The organism is Mesorhizobium sp. dw_380 (assembly GCF_018588885.1).
Lineage (GTDB): Bacteria > Pseudomonadota > Alphaproteobacteria > Rhizobiales > Rhizobiaceae > Mesorhizobium.
On record NZ_JAFFIW010000017.1, the window covers coordinates 102,329 to 125,880 of the forward strand.

The following is a 23,552-nucleotide window of genomic DNA, read 5'->3' on the forward strand; positions in this document are numbered from 1 at the left end:
GTTTCACCGCAAGAGCAAAGAGCAACCCGAGGAGCACGACATGCAAAAGATCACTACCTGCCTGTGGTTCGACGGCCAGGCCGAGGAGGCGATGAACCACTATGTCTCCATCTTCAAGAATTCGAAGGTGCTGAGCGTTATGCGTTGGCCGAAGGGCCACGCCGATGAAGGCAAAGTGCTGATGACCACGTTCGAGCTCGACGGCGTGCCGTTCCAGGCGCTCAATGGCGGCCCGCAATTCAAGTTCAACGAGGCGATGTCGCAGTCGATCGACTGCAAGACGCAGGACGAGGTCGACTATTTCTGGGAGAAGCTCACCGAGGGCGGCGAGCCGGGCTTCTGCAGCTGGCTGAAGGACAAGTTCGGCGTTTCCTGGCAGGTCGTGCCGGAGCAATTGCCGAGGCTGCTTCTGGATCCGGACAGGGCCAAGGCCGGCCGGGTGATGTCGGCGATGATGCAGATGGGCAAGATCGACATCGCCAAGATCGAAGCGGCTGCGAAGGGGTGAGAAGCGGTCCGCGGAGCGGACGAAAAGCCAATTGCTTGGCTTTTCGAGCTTCGAACGCCCGGAGCCTGCGACGGGCCGGGCACATGGTCCTTGAGGTCGCCGCTGCCCCTCATCCGCCCTCCGGGCACCTTCTCCCCGTGAACGGGGAGAAGGAAGAGGCCCCCTACGCCGCCTTGTCGCGGACCTGATAGTCCTTGATGGTGGCGAAGCGGATCGCTTTCCAGCGTTCGGCTTCATAGTTGAGCGAGAAGGCGTGCTGGGCGAGGAACACCGGATCGTTGTCGAGATCCCTGGCGATGTCGCCGCGATGCGCTTCGATGAAGCGGAGCACCTCGGCCTTGTCGTCGGCCGATATCCAGCGGCAGACCGAAAAGCGCGACATTTCGAATTCGACCGGCAGCGTGTATTCGAAGTTCAGCCGCTCCTTCAACACGTCGAGCTGCAGCGCGCCGACGACGCCGACGATGGCGGGTGAACCGTCCTCGGGCGAGAACAGCTGCACGACACCCTCCTCGGCCATCTGGTGCAGCGCTTCCTTGAGCTTCTTGGCTTTCATCGCATCGCCGAGGCGCACGCGGCGCAGGATTTCCGGCGCGAAATTTGGCACGCCACGGAACAGGATCTCCTCGCCTTCGGTCAGCGTGTCGCCGATGCGCAGCGTGCCATGGTTGGGAATGCCGACAACGTCGCCGGCAAACGCCTCGTCGGCGGTGACGCGGGTGCGGGCGAAGAAGAATTGCGGCGCCGACAGGCTCATCGGTTTGCCGGTGCGCACCAACTTGGCCTTCATGCCCCGCTCGAGCTTGCCCGAGCAGACGCGCACGAAAGCGATGCGGTCGCGGTGGTTGGGGTCCATGTTGGCCTGGATCTTGAAGACGAAGGACGTCATCTTATCCTCGGTCGCCTCGATCGTGCGGGTGTCGGCCTCCTGCGCGCGCGGCGGCGGGCCAAAGGCGCCAAGCGCCTCAATCAGGTCGCGCACTCCATAGTTGCGCAGCGCCGAGCCGAAATAGACCGGCGTCAGATGGCCCTCGCGAAAAGCGTCGATGTCGAGCGGGCGGCAGGCTTCTCGCGCGAGCTCCAGTTCCTCGATGAACGCTTCGCGCTCGTTCTCCGGCAGCAGCCCGGCGACGCGGTTGGAATCGGGACCGTGGACGGGCGTGCGTTCCTTCTCGTCGTCGCCCTTGCGCACCGCGTTCAGCGCCAGGTGGTAGGTGCCGGAAAAATTTTTGCCACGGCCGATCGGCCAGGTGATGGGTGCCGTGTCCAGCGCCAGCTTCTGCTCGATCTCGTCGAGGATCTCGAAGGGATCGCGGCTCTCGCGGTCCATCTTGTTGACGAAGGTGATGATCGGGATGTCGCGCAGCCGGCAGACCTCGAACAGCTTGAGCGTGCGTGGCTCGATGCCCTTGGCGGCGTCGATGACCATGACGGCCGAGTCGACCGCCGACAGCGTGCGGTAGGTGTCGTCGGCGAAATCCTCGTGGCCGGGCGTGTCCAGGAGGTTGAAGACATTGTCCTCATATTCGAAGGTCATCACCGAGGTGACGACCGAAATGCCGCGCTCGCGCTCGATCTTCATCCAGTCGGACCGGGTCTGGATGCGGTCCTTCTTGGCCTTGACCTCGCCGGCAAGCTGAATGGCGCCGCCGAACAGCAGCAGCTTTTCAGTGAGCGTCGTCTTGCCGGCGTCAGGATGGGCGATGATCGCGAAGGTGCGGCGGCGCGCCACTTCCTCTGGTATTGCTTCGGGCATTCTCTGGGATTTCCGTGTGACAGGCCGGGCTTCTAGCAGCGCAGTGCCGGGCTGTCGACCTGTCCGGCGGCACGGAAGCCGCCGGAAGCCCTGCTTGCATCAGGCCAATTCGGCCGCGCGGCTCGCCTGAACGACCTCAGGGAGCCAATCGGCAATGGCGTTGCCTATCGCATCGGCATGATCCTCCTGCAGATAGTGCGCGCCGCGTCCGAGATTGGTGAACCGGCAGTTCTTCAGCCCGGCCGCGAATTCTTTTGCGGCCTGCGGCGCAATCAAGGCGCCGGGATCACCCGCAAACAGCAGTTTCGGATAGGTGGAGAGCCGAAGTGCGCGATGGTCGTGTTCGCTGATGGCGGCAACGTCGGCGGGCTGGCCCTCGATGGGCAATTCCCGGGGGAGGCGCAGCACCGGCTTGCGCGATTGCGGCGTCGGGAACGGCGCCCGGTAGGCGGCCATCTCCTCATCGCTCAGTGTACGCAGCACCGAGGCCGGCAGCACTTTTTCGACGAAGACGTTGTCGTCCAGGGCCAGCTTCTCGCCGACGCCAGGCGTGCGCAGCGCCTTGAACAATTCGCGGGCTTGCGGGCGCTGGTGAAAATCCTCCCAGCGCTCGAAGGGGCGGATGAACTCCATGAAGGCAAGGCCGAGCACGCGTTGCGGCCGCCGCGCCGCGAGATGGAAGGCCAGGGCCGTGCCCCAATCCTGCGCAACCAGCACCAAATCCCTGATGTCGAGTGCATCGAGGAAGGCGTCGAGATAGCGGACATGGTCGAAGAAGCGATAATCGATATCGGGCTTGCCGGACTGGCCGTAGCCGACCAGGTCGGGCGCGATGCAGCGGCCGAGCGGCGCGACATGCGGGATGATGTTGCGCCAGATATGGGACGAAGTCGGATTGCCATGCAGGAACAGCACGGTCGGGCCGGACGTTCCTGCCTCGACATAGGACATGGTGCAATCGAGCACGGCGACCTGTGAACGTCTCGGTACGGTGGCGCCAGCTTGAGACATATCGGTTTTCGAACTCATGGGGTCGTCTCCCTAGCAAAAACTGTGCTGAAGATGATTTTCTTGAACCGCTCGAGCGGTGCGGCGCTGCGTTCAACTTTCATGCGCAGCATGGCGCCCTGCCAGGACGACAGCAGGAAGTCGGCAAGGTCCTCGGCGTCGAAGGCCTTGGAGATGTCGCCGGCCGCCTGGCCTTCGGCGATGCAGGCCGCAAAGGGCTGGCGCCAGCGTTCGAAGATGGCGACGAGCTGCAGGCGCAGCGGCTCGCTGTGGACCGCGGTCTCGAGGCTGAGATTGCCGATCATGCAGCCACGCGCCCAGTCATGCGCTTCGAGCTTCGAGGTGATGACGTCGAGGTAGCGCCGCAGCCGGCCGATTGGCGGCGTGCCGTCCTGCGCCAAAGCTTTTTCGACCAGTGTGCCGACATAAGCGAAGTAGCGGTCCAACACCTCGCCGGCAAACTCCTCCTTGGAGGCAAAATGATTGGTGAACGAGCCCGGCCGGGCGTCGGCGGCGGCAACGATGTCGCGCACGCCGGCGGCGGCATAGCCTGAATTCCAGATAGTCCGGAAACCGGCGTCGAGAAGCTTTTCGCGGAGTGACTGTCTAGCCATGCCGAGAATAATACGTACGTACGTATTGATGTCAAGATGAATAATTTGCGCTGCCCTATGTTGGCAACCGGCGAACGGGGTGGCACTGGAACAATGTCTTTCAGGGTGACGAATTTGAGGAGCGAACATGGCTGCGGCGAAACACGTCATTGTCATCGGCGCCGGCATCATCGGCGCGTCGATCGCCTGGCATTTGACCAGGGCGGGCGCGCAGGTGACGGTGATTGCCGATAGCGCGCCCGGCGGCGTCGCCACGCCGAACTCATTTGCCTGGATCAACGCCAGCTCGGGCAATCCGGAACCGTATTTCCGGCTGCGTACCTTCGCGATGGCCGAATGGTCGCGGCTGGCGCGGGACCTGCCCGGCCTGTCGCTCGCCTGGTGCGGTGGCCTGCGCTGGGACCTGTCCGCGGACGAGCTCGAAGTCTATGCGGCGGAACATTCATCCTGGGGCTACGGCATCGAGCGCGTCGACCGGGCCGGCGCGGCGCGCATCGAGCCTAACCTTGCCGAGCTTCCCGACTTTGCTCTCTACGTCGCCGAAGAGGGCGTCGCCGAGCCTGTCGCGACCACAAAAGCGCTGCTGGCCGACGCCGAGCTGCGCGGCGCGCGGATCACATCCAGCACGGTCACCGCGCTGGTCCAGAAAGGCAAAATTACCGGTGTGGACACATCGCATGGGCTGATTGCCGCCGATGAGGTGGTGATCGCGGCCGGCGTCGGTGCGCCGGGCATTGCCGCGACCGCCGGCATCAACCTGCCGATCGAGACGCCGCCCGGCCTCATCGTCCACTCGCGGCCCTACAAAAGACTGCTCAACGGGCTGGTGCTGGCCGAGCGCCTGCATATGCGCCAGACGGCGGAGGGCCGCATCATCGCCGGCTCGGATTTCGGCGGCGCCGATCCGGGCATGGATGCCGAAGCCACCGCCCGCGCGCTGTTTGCGGCGACGAAGGCCATGCTGCGCGACAGCGACGGACTGGAGCTGGATTTCCACACCGTCGGCTATCGGCCGACGCCGGTCGACGGCTTTCCGATCATCGGCCGCGCCGAGGGCATGGACGGTGTCTATGTCGCGGTCATGCATTCCGGCATCACGTTGGCACCGGCCGTGGGCCTGTTCGCCGCGAAGGAAATTCTTGATGGCGAGCGCGACCCTCTGCTGGCGCCCTATGGATTGGGCCGGTTCGCTCAATAGCCTGGCGGGCGGCTGAAGCCGCCGGTCAATGGCGTCATCGTCTTGGCAACGCCAAGCAGCCGTGATTCCGACCAGCGTTTGCCGACCAGTTGCAGGCCGATCGGCAGGCCGTCGCTGTCCTGTCCGCACGGCATCGAAAGCGCCGGGTGGCCGCTGTAATTGAACACCGCGCCATAGGCGGGCTGCATCCAGTAGTTTTGGTCCTTGCCGTCGACCTTGATCGGTGCGCCGGGCTCGCAATGCGGAAACGCCGTGGTCATGGCCACCGGGCAAAGCAACGCGTCACAGCTGTCGAAAAACTGCTCCCAGGCGAGAATGGATTTGTCGCGGCGGGCGAGCGCCTCGAACCAGCGCGAGACCGATGTCGGTTGCTCGGGCGGCCCGGATTGCGCCGCCTCCATCATCATGCCGATCAGCGCGCCGCCTTGCTTTAGATCATCATGCAGATCGAGCTTGGGCAGTTTCGCCTCCCCGACGATAGCGCCGGCGCGTTGCAGCTGCCTTGCGAGATTTTCGACCGCTGCGCTGATGGCGCCGTCCACCGGGAAGCCGGGAAAGGATGGCGCAAAAGCGATACGCAATGTCTTGAGGTCGAGCTTCGGCATGTCCTCGACCGGCACCGGCGCGAGATCGGTGTCGCGCCCGTCCGGTCCGGCGATGATTTGATAGATCAAGGACAAATCGTCCACGCTGCGCGCCAGCGGCCCGAGACAGGACATCAGCCGGACGCTGCGCGCGGCACCGCGCGGGTCCGGGAAGGCGCCGGCCAGCGAGACGCGATGCTCCGTTGGTTTCAAGCCATAGACACCGCAAAAGGCGGCTGGCAGACGGATCGAATCCTGCATGTCGGTGCCGACATCGAACGGTGTCATGCCAGCACAAATCGCGGCCGCCGCACCGCCGCTGGAGCCGCCCGCGGTACGCTCGAGATTCCAGGGATTGCTGGTGCGGCCGAACAGCGGATTGTTCGACTGCCAGTCGGACAGCATGCTGGCGACATTGGTCTTGGCCATCAGCACGCCGCCGGCCGCCTTCAGCCTGGCGACGACCGGACTGTCCTCTTTCGCCACATAATCGGCGAAAGGCGGGAAGCCGACCGTGGTCTTCATGCCTGACGTCTCGTGCATGTCCTTCAGCGTGAACGGCACGCCGTGCAGCGGTCGGGGCGCTGCGCCGCGTGCGAGTGCCGCATCGGCTTGTCTGGCGCGTCCGTGCGCGCCTTCCCTGTCGAGCGAGACGACCGCGTTGACCGCCTCGTTGTGACTGTCGATCTGCGCCAGATGGGCGTCGAGTGCTTCGATAGCGGAGATTTTGCGCGCGGCGATGGCGGCGGCGAGGTCGACGGTTGAGGAGAAGGCAATGTCCATGAGGAATGCTCCGGCTTGGCCGCACTCGCCTTGAAGATGGCGGACCGAGGCACGGCTTCAAGCGGAGTTGAGCATTCGAGGATCGGCTGTGCTTGATTGGAATTGCGCCGGTCAAAGCCAATCGGATTTACGGATGTCGACGCTCTCGCTTCATTTCGGCTGCGAAATGTTCCTGCCAGTCATCGACGAGTCCGTGACCTTCGCTATGGCTCCCGTCGTTATTCCCTTGCGGATCATCGATCCCTGCGTCGACAAGCAATTGGCCTACTGGAAATTGAGATTCAGCGCCGGCGGGTATTGCTGCCCGTCGGTGGCGGGCGCGGTTGCACCCGCGGCCGACCTAATCCCGCCTGTCGACGTGTCGTCAAGGGGCGGCCGGGCCAACTGCGCCTTGGCGGCATTGTCCTGCGCCACCACAACTTTCTTCTTGGCCTCCGCTGCTTGCGACCAGACAAGCAGCACGAGCAGCGCTGACAGAACGAGTTTCATGGCAGTTTTCCTCTTTGGCTACAAAGCGCGCCGCATTTTCTGGACAGGCTCATGCGTCGCGCCGAAGTTCCTCTTCATGGATCCATCAACTCCACGTCGCCGCTGTGCGCGGTTTGGCCGCCTCACTGCCTGAAACCGGACTCGTCGAGCAGGGCGACCTGCTTGCCGTCGACGTAGAAGCGAATGGCGTGCGCCTCGTTATCGACGTCGATGCGGGTCGGCTTGGCGGCCACCACCGCCGTTGCGCCCTTGAGATATCTCGAGTGAAAGTCGCCGGTCGGCGCGTATCGAAACAGCAGCACTAGTGCAATGCAGCCTGCGGTAAATACGATGAATGTCAGTCTGGAAGAGGTGTTTGCAGTCATCCGGTCATTCCTTCAATTTGAGGTGGCATTACGGTTCGGTTGCTACCGGGCTTCTCAGCCTGGTTTCGCCGTTGCTCGATTGGAGCGTGTCACAGCTTTGCGAAGGAAAGGGAATGACCTCCTCAGCGCACGCTCAGAACGTTCGCTGACAGTATGCCCCTTGCCCTTCGCGAGCTTAGCGCCGGCCAACAAACCGGGAAGGCAGCACGCGTGGAATGCCGTGGAATTCTCTGGAATTCCTCGAATATTAGCAGGCTGAAAAGTAACGATGGGAGGTTTTGCCGCGGCATGTTATGGCTGAAACCAAACAGCAAAAGGCAGCCGCGTGGCACAGCACATTGCTCAGAAACTACGGCTGACTTCGGCGTTGTTGGGGACCGTAACCCGCAAGGATCTGGCGGCGGCTTTCCGGTCCGTCAATCCGAAGACCTCGTTCGATCTCGGCCGTGCCGACAAATGGCTGCAGGGCCGCGCACAGCCGCGCGAGCATAGCGTTTATGACGACTGGGCGAAGCTGCTTCGCTTGGAACAGTCAGGCGCATGGATCGCCGACTGCGACCTGCCGAACTTCACAGCCGCGATCGCGGCCCGGCACAACATCGATAGCGCAGAGCTCGAACGCCGCGCCGGGACTCAGTTCGAGACCTCGTCCAACCATGAAGAGCGCAGCCTCGCCTTCGCGCTCGCAGGTACCTATGCATGCTATTCGCGTGCCTGGTCGCCCTATTATCGCGGCCAATTCATCAAGGGCATCCTGTCGATGGAGCCAGGGCCTGGCTTGCATGGCCTGACTGCCAGCTATCGCGAAATCTTGCCGACAGGCCAGTTGGAGCTTGGCGGCCCGGTCACGCCGGCCAAGCGCGCACTTTACGTGCATCTGAAGGAAGTCGGCGGCGATGCACGGTTCTTCATCAGCCTGTTCCCACAGTCGCAACCGGGGAGTGTTCTTGGCGGCTATATGTGTGGAACCGCTATTATCGGCCCGGAGGCGCAGCCGTCGCTGACAAGGATCCTCATGGTGCGTCTGCGCGATCGGGCGCCGGGCGCCACTCCGTGGGGCGGATACCTGCCGCCCGATCAGTCGATTTCGGCGGATCTGGTATCGGTCGGCATGTCCCTCGAGCATCCCGAGCAGGTCGACCGGCAGCTCACGCGGTTCCTCGTTGGAGGCAGCGATGGCGGCATCCACCAGATCCCGCCAGCCGAGTTCCGCGCCATCCTCGATGTCTTCGACCGCCACTGGCTGAGACACTCGAGCGCGCAGCAAAGCCCTGACGTGCCAGCCGGCGGGGGTGCGGCGCTGACCAATTTGTAACCTAGACGGCCAGAGCCAGCCTGGCAGATGTGGGCGCAAACGGCCGAATAGCAATGCCATCCCGGGTCATGGTGACGAAGCTCGACGGCGGGATGGCCTGCCAATCGCCGCCCTCGCGATTGAACGGTTCGGACACGATGCAGCGCCCGCCTCCCTTGCGGAAGGTGGAGGTGTAGAGCGTCGGCGCGTGGGCGTCGGTGGCATAGCGTACCGCGTGCAGCGCCTGCCCATCCGAGAAGGCGGCGGTAAGCTTCAGCGCCGGCTCGAGGCCGGCGCGGCGCGAGGCTTCGAGCACGCGGCTGGTGGCGCGCGACACCGCGCCCTGGGGATCACCAGCCAGTCCCTCGTCAATCATCAGCAGGAAAAAGAGTTCCGAGTCGGTGGTGCCTTCGCGCTGGTCGAAGACGGCGTCGGACAGCGAATTCTCCAGCGCGCGGCGGATCTTTTCGAAACTGCCGATCTGGCCGTTGTGCATGAACGACCAGCGCCCTGAGATGAAAGGATGACAGTTCACGCGGCTGGTGGCGCCGCCGGTCGAGGCCCGGACATGGGCGAGAAAAAGGCCGGATTTGATCTGCCGGCACAGGCTCTTCAGATTGGGATCGGACCAGGCCGGCAGGATGTCGCGGTAGAGACCAGGCTCCGGCCGGTCACCGTACCAGGCAAGGCCGAAACCGTCGCCATTGGTCGGCGATTTCGCTTCCTGGGCGCAATGGCTCTGGGCGATCAGCGAATGGCAGGGCGCCGTGAGGATGTCTTCGAGAAAGACCGCTTCACCGAGATAGGCCGCCCATCGGCACATCGCTTCTACCGCCCCTAGGCGCGATCCGGAAGAGCCGCGGGCTCCTTGGTCGCATGCGTGCCTCTGTTGTGAGTCCGCTCATAGAGCTCGCGGACGATTCGGCTGGCGGTAGTCTCAAACAGAAACGGCAAGAAAGCGTGAACGAGCGCGGCGCAAGCCGCGATCAGCAAACGCGAGGAGAACCAGCCGGCAAAGGCCATGTGGCTGAAATAGGTTTCCCCGACCTTGGCCGGATGAGACGTGAAAATCCTTGCGACCGACATGCTGGTTCCCCTTCAGCGTTTCAAGTTCCAATATGGGTATCCTGGCACGCCTCGCCGGTTCATTGGTCCCAAAATGTCCTTGTATTTAGCCCATCCTTGGGACAAATATCCCAACATGGCGTTGGTCATCGACGAAATCGACCGAAAATTGCTTGCCGAATTGCAACGCGACGGCACGCTGTCGGTCGACCAGCTGTCGGAACGGGTAGCCTTGTCGCGCAATGCCTGCTGGCGGCGTGTCAAGCGGCTGGAGGAGGATGGCGTCATCACCGGCCGCGTGGCGCTGGTCGATGCCGACAAGCTCGGGCTTGGCCTGTCGGTGTTCATCCTGATCCGCACCTCGAATCACGATCCGGACTGGTTGCAGAAATTCCGGGCGGCGGTGACAGGCCTTCCCGAGATCACCGGCGTCTACCGCATGTCGGGCGACCTCGACTATGTCTTGCGCGCCCGTGTCGCCGACGTGAAGGCCTACGACCGGCTCTATCAGCGGCTGATCGCCAAAGTGGCGCTGTCCGATGTCTCCGCCTCCTTCGTGATGGAGGAGATCAAGGAGACGACGGTGGTTCCGATGGAAGTACGCTAGCCGCTGCGGGGGAGATGATTTCATCGTTGGTTCGGACCATCCGAGACGTAGCCGAAGCCTCCCCGCGTTCGTCATCCACGGGCGGAGCAGGAGCGAAGCTCCGTCGCGGAGACCCGAGGATCCATGCCGCGATCTCGGCCGAGGGGCGCATCGGAGCAGAATTCTGCACCGTGGTGACGCGTTGGAGTCGCGGCATGGATCCTCGGGTCTGCGCCGCGTCGCTGCGCTCCTTGCTTCGCCCGTGGATGACGACGTTGGGCGTTTTTCGCTAATCGCCACGGCGTACGGTCCTTCTGGCAACGACCGTTGAACCTTCCGCGCCGAGGGACCGCGCCATAGTGATGCCTGAAAGAAAGCCGTTGATAGCGTTGCGGGCGAATTGACCGAATCGGCAATCGCGCCGATAGGATCGGTTTTATGCGCGCAGCCCTCCAAAACTCCTCCGTCATCGGTCCGACTGTCGGCTTCGTCAGGTTGCCGCATGCCGAAGGACTACCTCTCCCCGCCTATGAAAGCACCGGCGCCGCCGGCATGGATCTGCGCGCGGCGGTGCCCGACGACCGGCCGCTGCTGATCCTGCCGGGGAAACGCGCTTTGGTGCCGACCGGGCTGATCCTCGAAATTCCGGAAGGCATGGAAGGCCAGGTGCGGCCGCGCTCCGGGCTTGCCTTCAAGCATGGCCTCACCGTCCTCAATTCACCGGGCACGGTCGACAGCGATTATCGCGGCGAGGTGAAGGTGCTGCTGATCAATCTCGGCGACGAGGATTTTGCCGTGACGCGCGGCATGCGCATCGCCCAGATCGTTTTCTCTGTCGTGACGCAGGTAGCGGTGGAAGAGCGTTCGCTGGCCGGCGGCACGGCGCGTGGCGCGGGCGGGTTCGGATCCACCGGCACCGCCTGATGCAAATTCCAAAGCTGGTCATCTTCGACTGCGACGGGATCCTGGTCGACACAGAGAATCTCGCCAACCGGCGCCTCGCCGAATGGCTGACCGCCGCCGGCTATCCAACGACCTTCGAATATTGCCGCAAGAATTTCTCGGGCCGCAGCATGGCCTCGGTGCAGAAGGAAATCGAAGCCGAGACCGAGGTCAGGCTCGGCGCCGATTTTGTCGAGCGCTGGAATGCCGGCCTGCCGGACCTTTTCGCCCATGGGGTCGAGGCGATCCCCCATGTCCGCGAGTTCATCGAGGCCGTGCGCGCCGCGGGCATTGCCTATTGCGTCGCCACGTCGGCCAGGGTGTCGAAGATGCACATCACGCTTGGCCAGACCGGGCTGTTGCCGCTGTTCGAACATGCGATGTTCAGTTCGACCATGGTCGCGCGCGGCAAGCCGTTCCCCGACCTGTTCCTGCATGCGGCCAAGACCATGGGCTTTCCGCCCGCCGACTGCATCGTCATCGAGGACAGCGTTGCCGGCACGCAAGCCGGCATCGCCGCCGGCATGCGGGTGTTTTCCTATCATGGCGATCCCTATTCCGACCGCGATGGCCTGATCCGGGCCGGCGGCATCCTGTTCGACGACATGCGCGAACTGGCCGGACTGGTGCCAATCCACTGATCTTCGGGGTTGACGGGCAGGCTGGACGCCGTGGGGCGCCGTGGCTACGTTCCGTGCGCCCGACACCCGAGGCGGCCATGCCCACGAATGTATTCCGCGCCATCCTCGATGCGTTCGAGAAATTGTCAGCAGAGAAGGCGAGCCGCTTCTGAGCCAACGGCATTCGTTTGCCCGGGCAAGGCAGGCAGGCTAAAATCCGCGCCATCGCACTGCACAAGATGGGGGAACTACCATGGACAAGGGCAAGATCTTTCGCGACCTGCATGCCTCGACTTTCGTCATGCCCAATCCCTGGGATCCTGGCACGACCAAACTGCTCGGCTCGTTCGGCTTCAAGGCGCTGGCGACGACCAGCGCCGGCTTTGCCTTTTCGCGCGGCCTGCCGGATGGCGCGGTGACCTTCGAGCAGATGATCCATCATTGCCGCGAGGTGACGGCGGCGACCGAGTTGCCGGTCTCCGCAGACCTCGAAAAAGGCAAAGGCGACAGCGCCGAGCAGGCCGCCGAGACCATCTTCGCGGCGGAAGCGGCCGGCCTTGCCGGCTGCTCGATCGAGGACCACACCGGCGATCCCGACAAGCCGATCTATGATTTTGCGCATGCGGTCGAGCGCGTCGCGGCGGCGGTAGAGGCGGCACGCGCGCTCAAGCGCGATTTCGTGTTCACGGCGCGCGCCGAGAATTTCCTGTGGGGCAAGTCCGACCTCGACGACACCATCAAACGGCTGCAGGCCTTCGAGAAGGCCGGCGCCGACGTGCTCTATGCGCCAGGCATCGGCGACATCGAGATGGTGCGCACGATCTGCTCGGCGGTCGGCAAGCCGGTCAACGCCATGGCGCGGCCCGGCTTCACCATCGCCGATCTCGCCATGGCCGGGGTCAAGCGTATCTCGCTCGGCCCGTGGCTGACCAATTTCGCCTACGGCATGCTGGAGACGGCAGCGCGCGAAATCCAGCAGGACGGGACGTTCGGCTTCACCCGCGCCGCCATGCCGTTCGGCAAATTGCAGGCGCTGTTTGGCAAATCCTCGGCATGACGCTCACCGTCGTCGACATGCATACGGGCGGCGAGCCGCTCAGGATCGTCACCGGCGGCTATCCCGATATCCCGAAGGGCACCATCCTGGAAAAGCGCGCCTATGTGCGCGACCATCTCGATCACTTCAGAAAAATCCTGATGTTCGAGCCGCGCGGCCATTACGACATGTACGGCGCCCTGCTGGTCGAGCCCGACCTGCCCGGCGCCGACCTTGCCGTGCTGTTCATGCACAATGAGGGCTATTCGACCATGTGCGGCCACGCCATCGTCGCGCTCGGCCGCTACGCCATCGATGAAGGCCTGGTGGCGAAACAGGAGCCGATCACAACCGTCAACATCGAGGCGCCGTGCGGCCTGGTCGTCGCCTCGGTCGAAGTCAGGGACGGCAAGGCCGGCGCGGTGTCGTTCGAGAGCGTACCGGCCTTCCTGTTTGCGCGCGATCAACAGATCGAGCTGTCGGGGTATGGCAAGATCGGCTTCGACATCGCCTATGGCGGCGCCTTCTACGCGCTGGCCGACTGTCATCAATTCGGGCTGGAGTTCGGCCGCAGCCGCGTGCGCGATTTCGTCGATGCCGCGACGACGCTGACGAACAGGCTCAAGGCGGATTTCCGCTTGTCACATCCCGACCACGCCGATCTCGCCTTCCTCTACGGCACCATCCTGACCGACGGGAAGGATAGTTTTTCCGGTGAGGCGACCAAGAACATCTGCGTCTTCGCCGAGGCCGAGGTCGACCGCTCGCCGACCGGCTCCGGCGTCACCGCGCGGCTGGCGGCCATGCATGCCAAAGGCGAAATCGCCATCGGGCAGACGCGCACCTTCGAGAGCATCGCCGGCTCGCGCTTTTCCGGAGCCGTGGCGCGGACGGCGAAGGCCGGCCCGCACGAGGCGATCATCGCCCGCGTCGGCGGCCGCGCCTATTATTCCGGGCGGGCGGAATTCATTGTCGAAGCCGACGATGAGCTGGGGCGCGGTTTTCTGTTGCGCTGAAAAACGCTCAAACGCGGGAGGGGCGGGCCGTTTCCCGCACCGAAACCGCGTTGTGCAGGTGCACCATCATGGCGGCGGCGAAGAGCGGCGTCACCAGGTTGAGCAGCGGCACGGCGAGGAACGCAGCGATGACCAGCCCGGCGACAAACACCGTGCCGGCATAGCGCCTGCGCAAGGCCCTGGCTTCTTCTTCCGGGCGAAAGCGCATGGCGGCGAATTCGAAGAATTCGCGCCCGAGCAGGTAGCCGTTGACGACGAAGAAGGCGGCGATGTTGATGCCCGGCACCAGCAGAAGCATGAGCGCCACGAAGTTGCCAAGGATGACGACGCCGAAGAATTTTGTCGCCAGCACCAGCGAGCGCAGCGCCGGCATGGCGCGCCCAGCCGGGTCGGCGGGATAGTCGGTGCGCTCGACCACTTCGGCAACATCGTCGAGGAACAGGCCGGCGATCACGGCGGTCACCGGCGCGACGAGCAGGGCCATGCCGAAGGCGAGTGCTATTGCCGCGATGATGCCGCCCAGCCAGCCGGCCCAGGACGGCATGCCTGGCAACAGTGCCTGGAGCCATGGCAGGGCCAGCCATTCGACAAGGCTGGTCAGGCCGAACCACAAGGCGACCAGCGCCAGCACGGTCAGGCCAAGCGTCTTGATGAACACGCCACGAAACGGGGGCGAGAGCAGCTCGAGGGCCGCAGTGCGGGCAGCGTCGAAAATCACCGTGCTTCAACCCCCGGGTCAGCGGACACCGCCGGAAGGCGGGACGCCCCCGAGATAAGCAGCACGCGCCGCCAGCACAAGCGCGGCCGAGCGCCTACCGCGCAAGCGCCGGCTTGCGGACCGGGATGGTCATGGCCGCGACGCCGGCGACGACGCAGGCCATGCCCAGCCAAGCCGCCGGACCCAGGCTTTCGCCAAGAAAAACGGCGCCGATGCCGACGCCGATCGGCACGCGCAGATAGGCCTGCGACGTCGTGCCGACCGAGCCCAGCGTGTGGATGAGGCGGAAATAGATGACGAAGGCCAGCGCGGTCGAGAACACCGAAAGGCCGAGCAGGGCCAGGATCGACGCCGTCGACGGCGCCAATGTCCAGGGCTGGTCGACCACCAGGCTGAGCGGCACCAGCATGACCGCGCCGCAGAGCATCGACCCGGCGGCCGGCAGCATCGGATCGAGGCCCTTGAAGCCGCGGCCGAAGATGGCGGCACCGGCATAGCAGATCGTCGCCACGACGATGGCGGCCTGCGCCCACAGCTCGTGGCCGAGACCTCCCAGCGCCTCGGTGCCGACAATGAGGCAGATGCCGGCAATGCCTGCGCCGACACCGATCAGTTTGCGCGGCGTGACCGGCTCATGGCGGGTGATGAGCGCGGTCAAGAGGAAGGTGAAGATCGGCGAGGTGGCGTTGAGGATGGTGGCCAAGCCGGCATCCACCGAGCGCTCGGCGGCGGCGATCAGCGTGAACGGGATGACACTGTTGAGGCATGCCTGGAACGCAAAGCGGCGCCAGCTTGCCGCGTCGCCCGGCATAGTGAGCCCGCGCCAACGGATGATGGCGAACAGGATGCCGCCGGCGATCAAGGTGCGGGCGGCGATGAAAGTGACCGGCGGGATCGTTTCGACGCCGATCTTGATGAAGGTGTAGGAGGCGCCCCACAGCACCGCCAGCACGCCGAGCAGCGCCAGGTCGGTCGTCGTATCGTTTCCTGTCGGCGCGTTCTTTGTAGACATGGGGACTGGCTCGCCCTGGTGACGTGATCGGTCAAGCCACAGATCTAGGCGATGCCGGGATGAAATGTTTCGGCCACGGTCGAATTGTCGTAGCGCCTGCATGTCGCGTTCCAGGCGCAAATGATTGCAACGACCGCGCGTCTCGATGCGGGAATGGTCATCGCCGCACGCCGGCAACGACAGAAAATCGGTTGCCAATTTTCGGGGTCATGCTGTAGACCCGCCCGGGCGTGGCGAAAAGCCGGCTCGGGTTTTTGGCGGAGACATTGATGCCGGATTATGACGTGCTTTGCATCGGCAATGCCATTGTCGACATCATCGCCCAGTGCGACGAGGAATTCCTGGAGACCAACGGCATCATCAAGGGCGCGATGAACCTCATCGACACCCACCGCGCCGAACTGCTCTACAGCCGCATGGGCCCGGCGATCGAGGCCTCCGGCGGCAGTGCCGGCAACACGGCAGCCGGCGTCGCCTCCTTCGGCGGACGCGCCGCCTTCTTCGGCAAGGTCTCCAATGATGCGCTGGGCGAAATCTATGCGCACGACATCCACGCCCAAGGCGTCGCCTTCGACACCAAGCCGCTCAAGGGCGAGCCGCCGACGGCCCGTTCGATGATCTTCGTCACCCCCGATGGCGAACGCTCGATGAACACCTATCTCGGCGCCTGCGTCGAGCTCGGGCCGGAGGATGTCGAGGCCGACAAGGCTTCGGGCGCCAAGGTCACCTATTTCGAAGGCTATCTGTGGGACCCGCCGCGCGCCAAGGAGGCGATCCGGCAGACAGCCAAGCTGGCGCACGCGGCCGGCCGCGAGGTCTCGATGACGCTGTCGGATTCGTTCTGCGTCGACCGCTACCGCGACGAGTTCCTCGAGCTGATGCGCTCCGGCACGGTGGACATCGTCTTTGCCAACAGCCATGAGATCAAGTCGCTCTACCAGACATCGTCCTTCGACGAGGCGCTGGCGCAGATCCGCAGGGATTGTCGGATCGCCGCCGTCACCCGCTCGGAAAAGGGTTCGGTGATCGTGCGCGGCGACGAGACCGTGGTCATCCAGGCGACCGCCATCAAGGAGCTGGTCGACACAACGGGCGCCGGCGATCTCTACGCCGCCGGGTTCCTGCATGGTTATACACAAGGCCGCGACCTCAAGACCTGCGGCGACCTTGGCTCCCTGGCGGCTGGATTGGTGATCCAGCAGATCGGCCCAAGGCCGCGGCAGAATTTGCGCCGCGAGGCCGAGCAGGCCGGGCTGCTGTAGGGGGGGCTGCCGATCTCCCCCCTCGTGGGGGAGATGGCCGGCAGGCCAGAGGGGGGCGCTGTCCCGCCGGCATCGCCAGTTCACATCACGAATTGATGGCTTCACGGCGCGACTACCGAAGAGCGCGGGTCGCGGCGCAAGTATTGCTGCGTCGTGATCCTTCGCGCCCCCCTCTGCCCTGCCGGGCATCTCCCCCCCGAGGGGGGAGATTGGCAGCTTCACCGTCACGCAGCTGTCACACATCGCACCTACACGCAGTCTGGGCGCCCCGCGACTGACATTTCGGTGCACCCTCAATCAGTTAGGGTGTCAAAGATGCAAGACAGCAAGCTGTCAGGCGATGCGATTCGTTGCCGCCGCGATTTCCGTTTCCCACACTAGAAATTCAACAGCCAGGTCGCGGCTCAGGGAGGAGCGCGCGCGGCCGGAAGACAGATGCATGAACAGATTTCAGACAACCGGTCTTGGACAGGACGACTTCGCGGAGATGGTCGCGGAGGATGTCGAACGCGCGCTTGCCCACTATGACGAGGCCATCAACCAATCCACCGTGGTCTCGGTCGGCAAGATCGCCGGCAGCATAGCGTCCGCCGTCACCTTGCTGTCGCCGAAGCATCAGCGCGCCATCGATACCATCCACGCCGACCTGCCCGGCCTTGCCTCGAAATTTGTGCGCGCGCTGGCGGCAGAAGCCGCGCGCCGCAGCGAAGCCGGCACTGCCGGCGGGACCACAAATCCGCCGACGGCGCTGCTGGCCGATCAGACGCCTTCCTCCCAGCCCGACGATCTCGAATCGATGCTGATCGAGGACTGGGCCGGCCGCGTCGCCGGCTCGACCTATCTGGAGGAAAATCTGCGCATCGCCCGCTCGACCCTGCACCGCTGGCAAAGGCGCGGCGACGTCATCGCCTTGCGCAAGGGCGGCCGCAAACACGTCTTCCCACTGGCGCAATTCGTCGACGGCAGGCCAGTGGCGGGCATAAGCGACGTGCTCAAGCTGATCGGCAATCCGAGGCTGGCCTGGCTGTGGCTGACGCGCCCGGCGGCGCAACTCGACGGGCGCATTCCAATCGACCTGCTGCGGCAGGACCAGGTCGAGGATGTGGTCGAGGCGGCCCGGGCTTTTGCGCCTGGGTGAGCTTCACTCGAAAAGCATTCGAAGGCTTTTCCTCAAGTCCCCGCCGTGTAGGCCGCGATCGCCGCCATGTTGACGATATCGTTGTCCTTGGCGTTCAGCGAGACGATCTGCACCGGCTTGTTCAGGCCGACCAGCAGCGGGCCGATCACCGTCGAGCCGCCGAGTTCCTGCAGCATCTTGGTCGAGATCGAGGCAGAGTGGAAGGCCGGCATGATCAGCACATTGGCCGGGCCGGTCAGTCTTATGAATGGATATTGCGCCATGGCGCGCGCGTTGAGCGCGACGTCGGCGGCCATTTCGCCGTCATATTCGAAATCGACGCGGCGTTTGTCGAGGATGCGCACTGCCTCCTGGACGCGCTCGGAGCGCTCGCCCTGCGGATGGCCGAAGGTCGAGTAGGCGAGCATGGCGAGCCTCGGCTCATAGCCCATGCGGCGCGCGAAGCCTGCCGCCTCCTCGGCGATATCGGCGATCTGCTCGGCGTTCGGCATGTCGTGGACGGCGGTGTCGGCGACGAGCACGGTCTTGCCCCGCGCGAGCACGATCGAGACGCCGATGACACGGTGGCCGGGCTTGGCATCGATGACGCGGCGGATGTCGTCGAGTGCTGTGGAATAGTTGCGGGTGACACCGGTGACGATGCCGTCGGCGTCGCCCAGCGCCACCATGCAAGCGGCGAAGTGGTTGCGGTCGTTGTTGATCAGCCGCTGGCAGTCGCGGAACAGGAAACCCTTCCGCTGCATGCGTTCATAGAGATAGTCGGTGTAAATGCTGTTGCGGCGCGACAGCCGGGCGTTGATGATCTCAATGCCTTGTTTGTTGAGGTCGATGCCGGCGTGCTTGGCGTTCTCCTTGATGACGTCGTCACGGCCGAGCAGGATGGCGGTGCCGAGCTTCTGGTTCACATAGGAGACGGCGGCGCGCATCACCTGCTCCTCCTCGCCCTCGGCGAAGACGATGCGCTTGGGCTGGCGGCGCACGCGGTCGTAGATGCGCTGCAGGGTCGAGGCGATCGGGTCGCGCCGGGCGGACAATTCCTGCGCATAGCGGTCGAGGTCGAGGATCGGCTTGCGGGCGACACCGGAATCCATCGCCGCTTTGGCGACCGCGAGCGGGATGGCCGAAATCAGGCGCGGGTCGAACGGCACCGGAATGATGTAGTTGGGGCCGAATTTCGGCCGGTTGCCCTGGTAGGCGGCAGCGACGTCGTCAGGCACGTCCTGGCGCGCCAGTTCGGCCAGCGCACGGGCAGCGGCGATCTTCATGTCCTCATTGATGGTGGTGGCCCGCACATCCAGCGCGCCCCGGAAGATATAGGGGAAGCCGAGCACGTTGTTGACCTGATTGGCGTAATCGGAGCGCCCGGTGGCCATGATGGCGTCGGTGCGGATCTCGGCCACTTCCTCCGGCGTGATCTCGGGATCGGGATTGGCCATGGCGAAGATGATCGGGTTCTTGGCCATCGACTGCACCATGGCGGTGGTGAGTGCGCCCTTGGCCGAGAGGCCGAGGAACACGTCGGCGCCGTCGAGCGCCTCGGCAAGGCTGCGCGCCTCGGTTTTCACCGCGTGCGCCGACTTCCACTGGTTCATGCCTTCGGTACGGCCCTGGAAGACCACGCCCTTGGTGTCGCACAGGATGATGTTTTCAGGCGCGAAGCCCATCGCCTTCATTAACTCGATGCAGGCGATGCCCGCGGCACCGGCGCCGTTGCAGACCATTTTCGTGGTCTTCATATCGCGGCCGGTGATCTCCAGTGCGTTGATCAGGCCGGCGGACGAAATGATGGCGGTGCCGTGCTGGTCGTCGTGGAAGACCGGGATATCCATCAGTTCGCGCAGGCGCTGCTCGATGATGAAGCATTCCGGCGCCTTGATGTCCTCCAGATTGATGCCGCCGAAGGAGGGGCCGAGGAAACGTACGCAGTTGATGAACTCGTCGGCATCCTCGGTGTCGACCTCGAGATCGATGGAATCGACATCGGCGAAACGCTTGAACAGCACCGCCTTGCCTTCCATCACCGGCTTGGAGGCGAGTGCGCCGAGATTGCCGAGGCCAAGGATGGCGGTGCCGTTGGAGATGACGGCGACCATGTTGCCGCGCGTCGTGTAGTCGAAAGCGCGGCTGGGGTCTTCGGCGATGGCGCGCACCGGCACGGCGACTCCAGGCGAATAGGCGAGGCTCAGATCGCGCTGCGTCGTCATCGGCTTGGTGGCGACGATCTCCAGCTTGCCAGGCCGGCCCATCGCGTGGAATTCGAGCGCTTCCTGCGCGCTGACGGACGGACCGGTGTTCTCGGTTTTCCTGGCCATGATGCTTTTGATTTCCTCGCCGGTGCAGCACCTCCTTGAAGCGGGTGCTTTGTATGGGTATGGCTTCGAATTAAGACTACGCGCTGCCCTGTGTAAACCGCCAAGCTCGGCAAAGCTTCTTCAAAGCAGTCAGGAGCCATCCTGCATTGCCCGTATGCCTCGATCTCCAGCGATTGTGGCGGCCACGCAGTCTTCCCCTGCTTTTCGAAGCCCCGGCATTAAACCCGGCCGCCACATCTGCTAGCGTGCCGCGCCATGAACATGCACAGCCCGAACGAGCCCGACGCCCCCGAGACGGTGACGCCGCCGCAGCCCGGCGCGGCCGCCGTCACGCCGATGATGGAGCAGTTCATCGAGATCAAGGCGGCGAACCCGGATTCGCTGCTGTTCTACCGGATGGGCGATTTCTACGAGCTGTTCTTCGACGATGCCGAAAAGGCGAGCCGGGCGCTGGGTATCGTCTTGACCAAGCGCGGCAAGCACCAGGGCCACGACATTCCGATGTGCGGCGTGCCGGTGCATGCGGCCGACGACTATCTGCAGAAGCTGATCGGCCAGGGATTCCGCGTCGCGGTCTGCGAGCAGATCGAGGATCCGGCCGAAGCCAAGAAGCGCGGCTCCAAATCGGTGGTGCGCCGCGACGTGGTGCGGTTGGTGACGCCGGGCACCATCACCGAGGACAAATTGCTGGCGCCGTCGGAATCAAGCTTCCTGATGGCCCTGGGGCGGGTGAAGGGCGGCAGCGATCCAAGAGGCGGGGAGCGCGGCAGCGCGACAGGGAGCCACGGAAGCTTCGCGCTGGCCTGGATCGACATCTCGACCGGCGCCTTCCGCGTCGCCGAGACCACGGCCGACCGGCTCCTGGCCGACATCTTCCGCGTCGATCCGCGCGAACTGATCGTCGCCGAGCCGGTGTTCCATGACCCCGAGTTGAAGCCGGTGTTCGACGTGCTTGGCCGCGTCGCCAACCCGCAGCCGCCGTCGCTGTTCGATTCGGCCTCGGCCACGGGGCGGATCGCGCGTTTCTTCGAGGTGGCGACGCCGGACAGTTTCGGCACGTTTTCGCGCGCCGAACTGTCGGCGATCTCGGGCGCCATCGCCTATGTCGAGAAGACGCAGAAGGCCGAGCGTCCGCCGCTGTCGCGCCCCAAGCGCGAGGAGCAGGGTTCTACCCTGTTCATCGATCCGGCGACGCGCGGCAATCTGGAACTCTTACGCACACTGTCGGGCAGCCGGGAAGGCTCGCTGTTCAAGGCGATCGACCGCACGGTGACCGGAGGCGGCGCCAGGCTGCTCGCCGACCGGCTGATGGCGCCGCTGACCGACCCGGCGGCGATCGGAGCCAGGCTGGATTCGGTCTCGTTCTTCGGCTCGGAGACCCGGCTGTGCCAGGTGGTGCGGACAAGTCTGAAGAGCGTCGCCGACATGCCGCGTGCGCTGTCCAGGCTGGCACTCAACCGCGGCGGGCCACGCGACCTCGGCGCCTTGCGCGCCGGCTTCGAGGCGGCAAGCGCCATCGCCGAGATCTTTGCCGCGACCGCCCTGCCCCAGGAGCTAGCGAGAGCACTCGCCGCCATTCAGGCGCTGCCCAAGGCACTTGCCCAGCATCTGATGCAGGCGCTCGGCGAGGAACTGCCGCTCTTGAGACGCGACGGCGACTTCGTTCGCGGCGGCTACCACCCGGAACTCGACGAGATGCGGGCGTTGCGTGATGAATCGCGAAAAGTCATCGCCGGGCTGGAGCGCTCGCTGATCGAGGAGACCGGCATCCGTTCGCTGAAGATCCGGCACAACAATGTACTCGGATACTATATCGAGGTGACGGCGAACCATCATGCCGTGATGACCGGCAGCGATGGCGCCAAGGCGCGCTTCATCCACCGCCAGACCATGGCCAATGCCATGCGCTTCACCACCACCGAGCTGGCCGAACTCGAGACCAAGATCGCCAACGCCGCCGACCGGGCGCTGAGCATCGAATTGGCTGCCTTCGATGCGCTGACGGCGGAAGCGGTCGGCGAGGCCGAAAAGATCCGCGCCGGCGCCGACGCGCTCGCCGTGCTCGACGTATCGGCCGCCCTTGCCCTGCTCTCGGAAAGCGAGGCCTGGTGCCGGCCGGTGGTGGATTCCAGCCTGGCCTTCGAGATTTCCGGAGGCCGGCACCCGGTGGTCGAACAGGCCTTGCGCCGTTCCGGCGAAGGGCCGTTCGTCGCCAATGATTGCGACCTGTCGCCGGAGGGGAACGCCAAGAACGGCGCGATCTGGCTTCTGACCGGCCCGAACATGGGCGGTAAATCGACCTTCCTGCGGCAGAACGCGTTGATCGCCATTCTCGCCCAGACCGGTTCGTTCGTGCCGGCGGCATCGGCCCATATCGGCGTCGTCGATCGGCTGTTCTCGCGCGTCGGCGCCTCTGACGATCTGGCACGGGGACGCTCGACCTTCATGGTCGAGATGGTCGAGACGGCGGCGATCCTCAACCAGGCCGGCGAACGGGCATTGGTGATCCTCGACGAGATCGGCCGCGGCACGGCCACGTTCGACGGCCTGTCGATTGCCTGGGCGGCGGTGGAATATCTGCACGAGAAGAACCGCTGCCGGGCCATCTTCGCCACCCATTTCCACGAGATGACGTCGCTCGCCGGCAAACTGGCGCGGCTTCATAACGTCACCATGCGGGTCAAGGAATGGGAGAACGACGTCGTCTTCCTGCACGAGGTCGGCAAAGGCGCGGCCGACCGCTCCTACGGTGTCCAGGTGGCTCGGCTCGCCGGCCTGCCGGAAGCGGTGGTCGACCGGGCCAAGCAAGTGCTGCACCAGCTCGAGGAGGGCGAGGTTTCCGGCAAGACCAACCGGCTGGTCGACGACCTGCCGCTGTTTTCCGTGGCGGTAAAGCGGGAAGCGCCGAAGCCGGTGAAGAGCGATGCGCTCGGCGCCGCACTCGGCGAGATCAATCCCGACGAGATGACGCCGAGGGAAGCGCTGGAGGCGCTTTACCGGCTGAAGGGACTGGCGGGCAAGTAGTTTTGCAATCTGGGCGGCGTCGCTGGAACCGCCAATCTCCCCCCTCGTGGGGGAGATGTCCGGCAGGACAGAGGGGGGCGCCGTAGAGCGCTGACCTTGCTTAACTTGACCTCAAATGATGCTCGGCAGAGAATGGCGCGAGGAAGCAGTCTTTGTAAAATTGATATGTTGGCGGGACAGCGCCCCCCTCTGCCCTGCCGGGCATCTCCCCCTCAAGGGACC

Annotated in this window: 22 protein-coding genes; 11 read left to right on the forward strand and 11 right to left on the reverse strand. The window is 64.5% G+C overall.

Annotation, left to right across the window (positions count from 1 at the left end):
• Window positions 1–40 precede the first annotated feature (40 nt).
• Window positions 41–508 (forward strand): VOC family protein, encoded by a 468-nt coding sequence (locus tag JT360_RS18165; protein ID WP_214473102.1) that lies wholly within the window; start codon window positions 41–43, stop codon window positions 506–508.
• 163 nt (window positions 509–671) lie between these two features.
• Here JT360_RS18165 and JT360_RS18170 read toward each other — a convergent pair whose 3' ends face one another.
• From JT360_RS18170 to JT360_RS18180, 3 genes are all read right to left on the reverse strand, one after another.
• Window positions 672–2,264, reverse strand: a complete 1,593-nt coding sequence (locus JT360_RS18170; protein WP_214473103.1) for a peptide chain release factor 3 — start codon at window positions 2,262–2,264, stop codon at window positions 672–674.
• Window positions 2,265–2,363: 99 nt separating this feature from the next.
• Window positions 2,364–3,293, reverse strand: coding sequence for a haloalkane dehalogenase (locus tag JT360_RS18175; RefSeq protein WP_214473104.1), 930 nt, complete (start codon window positions 3,291–3,293; stop codon window positions 2,364–2,366).
• Complete coding sequence (locus tag JT360_RS18180; RefSeq protein ID WP_214473105.1) at window positions 3,290–3,886, reverse strand: TetR/AcrR family transcriptional regulator; 597 nt, start codon at window positions 3,884–3,886, stop codon at window positions 3,290–3,292. Before JT360_RS18180 ends, JT360_RS18175 begins: the two co-directional genes overlap by 4 nt.
• Window positions 3,887–4,013: 127 nt before the next feature.
• On the opposite strand from JT360_RS18180, the gene JT360_RS18185 reads away from it, so the two are divergent.
• Window positions 4,014–5,084, forward strand: coding sequence for an NAD(P)/FAD-dependent oxidoreductase (locus JT360_RS18185; protein WP_214473106.1), 1,071 nt, complete (start codon window positions 4,014–4,016; stop codon window positions 5,082–5,084).
• Here JT360_RS18185 and JT360_RS18190 read toward each other — a convergent pair.
• The 3 genes from JT360_RS18190 to JT360_RS18200 all read right to left on the reverse strand — a co-directional run bounded on the left by JT360_RS18190 (window position 5,078) and on the right by JT360_RS18200 (window position 7,305).
• On the reverse strand, window positions 5,078–6,451 hold the full coding sequence (locus JT360_RS18190) for an amidase (protein ID WP_214473107.1): 1,374 nt from the start codon (window positions 6,449–6,451) through the stop codon (window positions 5,078–5,080). The genes JT360_RS18185 and JT360_RS18190 overlap by 7 nt on opposite strands.
• A 264-nt stretch (window positions 6,452–6,715) precedes the next feature.
• Window positions 6,716–6,940: a hypothetical protein gene (locus JT360_RS18195; protein ID WP_214473108.1), complete on the reverse strand. Its 225-nt coding sequence runs from the start codon at window positions 6,938–6,940 to the stop codon at window positions 6,716–6,718.
• A gap of 122 nt (window positions 6,941–7,062) precedes the next feature.
• Complete coding sequence (locus tag JT360_RS18200) at window positions 7,063–7,305, reverse strand: hypothetical protein (RefSeq protein ID WP_214473109.1); 243 nt, start codon at window positions 7,303–7,305, stop codon at window positions 7,063–7,065.
• A gap of 325 nt (window positions 7,306–7,630) precedes the next feature.
• Between JT360_RS18200 and JT360_RS18205 the strand changes: the two genes are divergently transcribed.
• Window positions 7,631–8,620 (forward strand): hypothetical protein, encoded by a 990-nt coding sequence (locus JT360_RS18205; RefSeq protein ID WP_214473110.1) that lies wholly within the window; start codon window positions 7,631–7,633, stop codon window positions 8,618–8,620.
• A gap of 1 nt (window position 8,621) precedes the next feature.
• Here JT360_RS18205 and JT360_RS18210 read toward each other — a convergent pair whose 3' ends face one another.
• A complete protein-coding gene (locus JT360_RS18210) occupies window positions 8,622–9,422 on the reverse strand; it encodes a class II glutamine amidotransferase (RefSeq protein ID WP_214473111.1) in 801 nt (266 codons plus the stop codon).
• A gap of 14 nt (window positions 9,423–9,436) precedes the next feature.
• Complete coding sequence (locus JT360_RS18215) at window positions 9,437–9,685, reverse strand: DUF6356 family protein (protein ID WP_214473112.1); 249 nt, start codon at window positions 9,683–9,685, stop codon at window positions 9,437–9,439.
• 115 nt (window positions 9,686–9,800) lie between these two features.
• On the opposite strand from JT360_RS18215, the gene JT360_RS18220 reads away from it, so the two are divergent.
• The 5 genes from JT360_RS18220 to JT360_RS18240 all read left to right on the forward strand — a co-directional run bounded on the left by JT360_RS18220 (window position 9,801) and on the right by JT360_RS18240 (window position 13,864).
• Complete coding sequence (locus tag JT360_RS18220) at window positions 9,801–10,271, forward strand: Lrp/AsnC family transcriptional regulator (protein WP_214473113.1); 471 nt, start codon at window positions 9,801–9,803, stop codon at window positions 10,269–10,271.
• A gap of 417 nt (window positions 10,272–10,688) precedes the next feature.
• A complete protein-coding gene (gene dut / locus JT360_RS18225; RefSeq protein WP_214473114.1) occupies window positions 10,689–11,174 on the forward strand; it encodes a dUTP diphosphatase in 486 nt (161 codons plus the stop codon).
• Complete coding sequence (locus JT360_RS18230; protein WP_214473115.1) at window positions 11,174–11,833, forward strand: HAD family hydrolase; 660 nt, start codon at window positions 11,174–11,176, stop codon at window positions 11,831–11,833. The genes dut and JT360_RS18230 overlap by 1 nt, the downstream gene beginning before the upstream one ends.
• 232 nt (window positions 11,834–12,065) lie before the next feature.
• On the forward strand, window positions 12,066–12,869 hold the full coding sequence (locus JT360_RS18235; RefSeq protein WP_214473116.1) for an isocitrate lyase/PEP mutase family protein: 804 nt from the start codon (window positions 12,066–12,068) through the stop codon (window positions 12,867–12,869).
• The gene (locus JT360_RS18240; RefSeq protein ID WP_214473117.1) at window positions 12,866–13,864 is read left to right on the forward strand and encodes a proline racemase family protein; all 999 of its coding nucleotides are present in this window, start codon (window positions 12,866–12,868) and stop codon (window positions 13,862–13,864) included. Before JT360_RS18235 ends, JT360_RS18240 begins: the two co-directional genes overlap by 4 nt.
• Window positions 13,865–13,871: 7 nt before the next feature.
• Here JT360_RS18240 and JT360_RS18245 read toward each other — a convergent pair whose 3' ends face one another.
• Window positions 13,872–14,582, reverse strand: a complete 711-nt coding sequence (locus JT360_RS18245) for a sulfate transporter family protein (protein ID WP_214473118.1) — start codon at window positions 14,580–14,582, stop codon at window positions 13,872–13,874.
• 94 nt (window positions 14,583–14,676) lie between these two features.
• On the reverse strand, window positions 14,677–15,594 hold the full coding sequence (locus JT360_RS18250) for a DMT family transporter (protein WP_214473119.1): 918 nt from the start codon (window positions 15,592–15,594) through the stop codon (window positions 14,677–14,679).
• Between the two features lie 269 nt (window positions 15,595–15,863).
• Here JT360_RS18250 and JT360_RS18255 point away from each other — a divergent pair, with 269 nt between their 5' ends.
• Together JT360_RS18255 and JT360_RS18260 are read left to right on the forward strand one after the other, a co-directional pair.
• Window positions 15,864–16,856: an adenosine kinase gene (locus JT360_RS18255; protein ID WP_214473120.1), complete on the forward strand. Its 993-nt coding sequence runs from the start codon at window positions 15,864–15,866 to the stop codon at window positions 16,854–16,856.
• A 439-nt stretch (window positions 16,857–17,295) separates the two neighbouring features.
• On the forward strand, window positions 17,296–17,994 hold the full coding sequence (locus tag JT360_RS18260) for an antitoxin Xre/MbcA/ParS-like domain-containing protein (RefSeq protein ID WP_214473121.1): 699 nt from the start codon (window positions 17,296–17,298) through the stop codon (window positions 17,992–17,994).
• Window positions 17,995–18,026: 32 nt separating this feature from the next.
• Here the strand turns inward: JT360_RS18260 and JT360_RS18265 are convergent, their stop codons facing one another.
• Complete coding sequence (locus JT360_RS18265) at window positions 18,027–20,306, reverse strand: NADP-dependent malic enzyme (RefSeq protein WP_214473122.1); 2,280 nt, start codon at window positions 20,304–20,306, stop codon at window positions 18,027–18,029.
• 255 nt (window positions 20,307–20,561) lie between these two features.
• Between JT360_RS18265 and mutS the strand changes: the two genes are divergently transcribed.
• A complete protein-coding gene (gene mutS, locus JT360_RS18270; RefSeq protein WP_214473123.1) occupies window positions 20,562–23,330 on the forward strand; it encodes a DNA mismatch repair protein MutS in 2,769 nt (922 codons plus the stop codon).
• Window positions 23,331–23,552 lie beyond the last annotated feature (222 nt).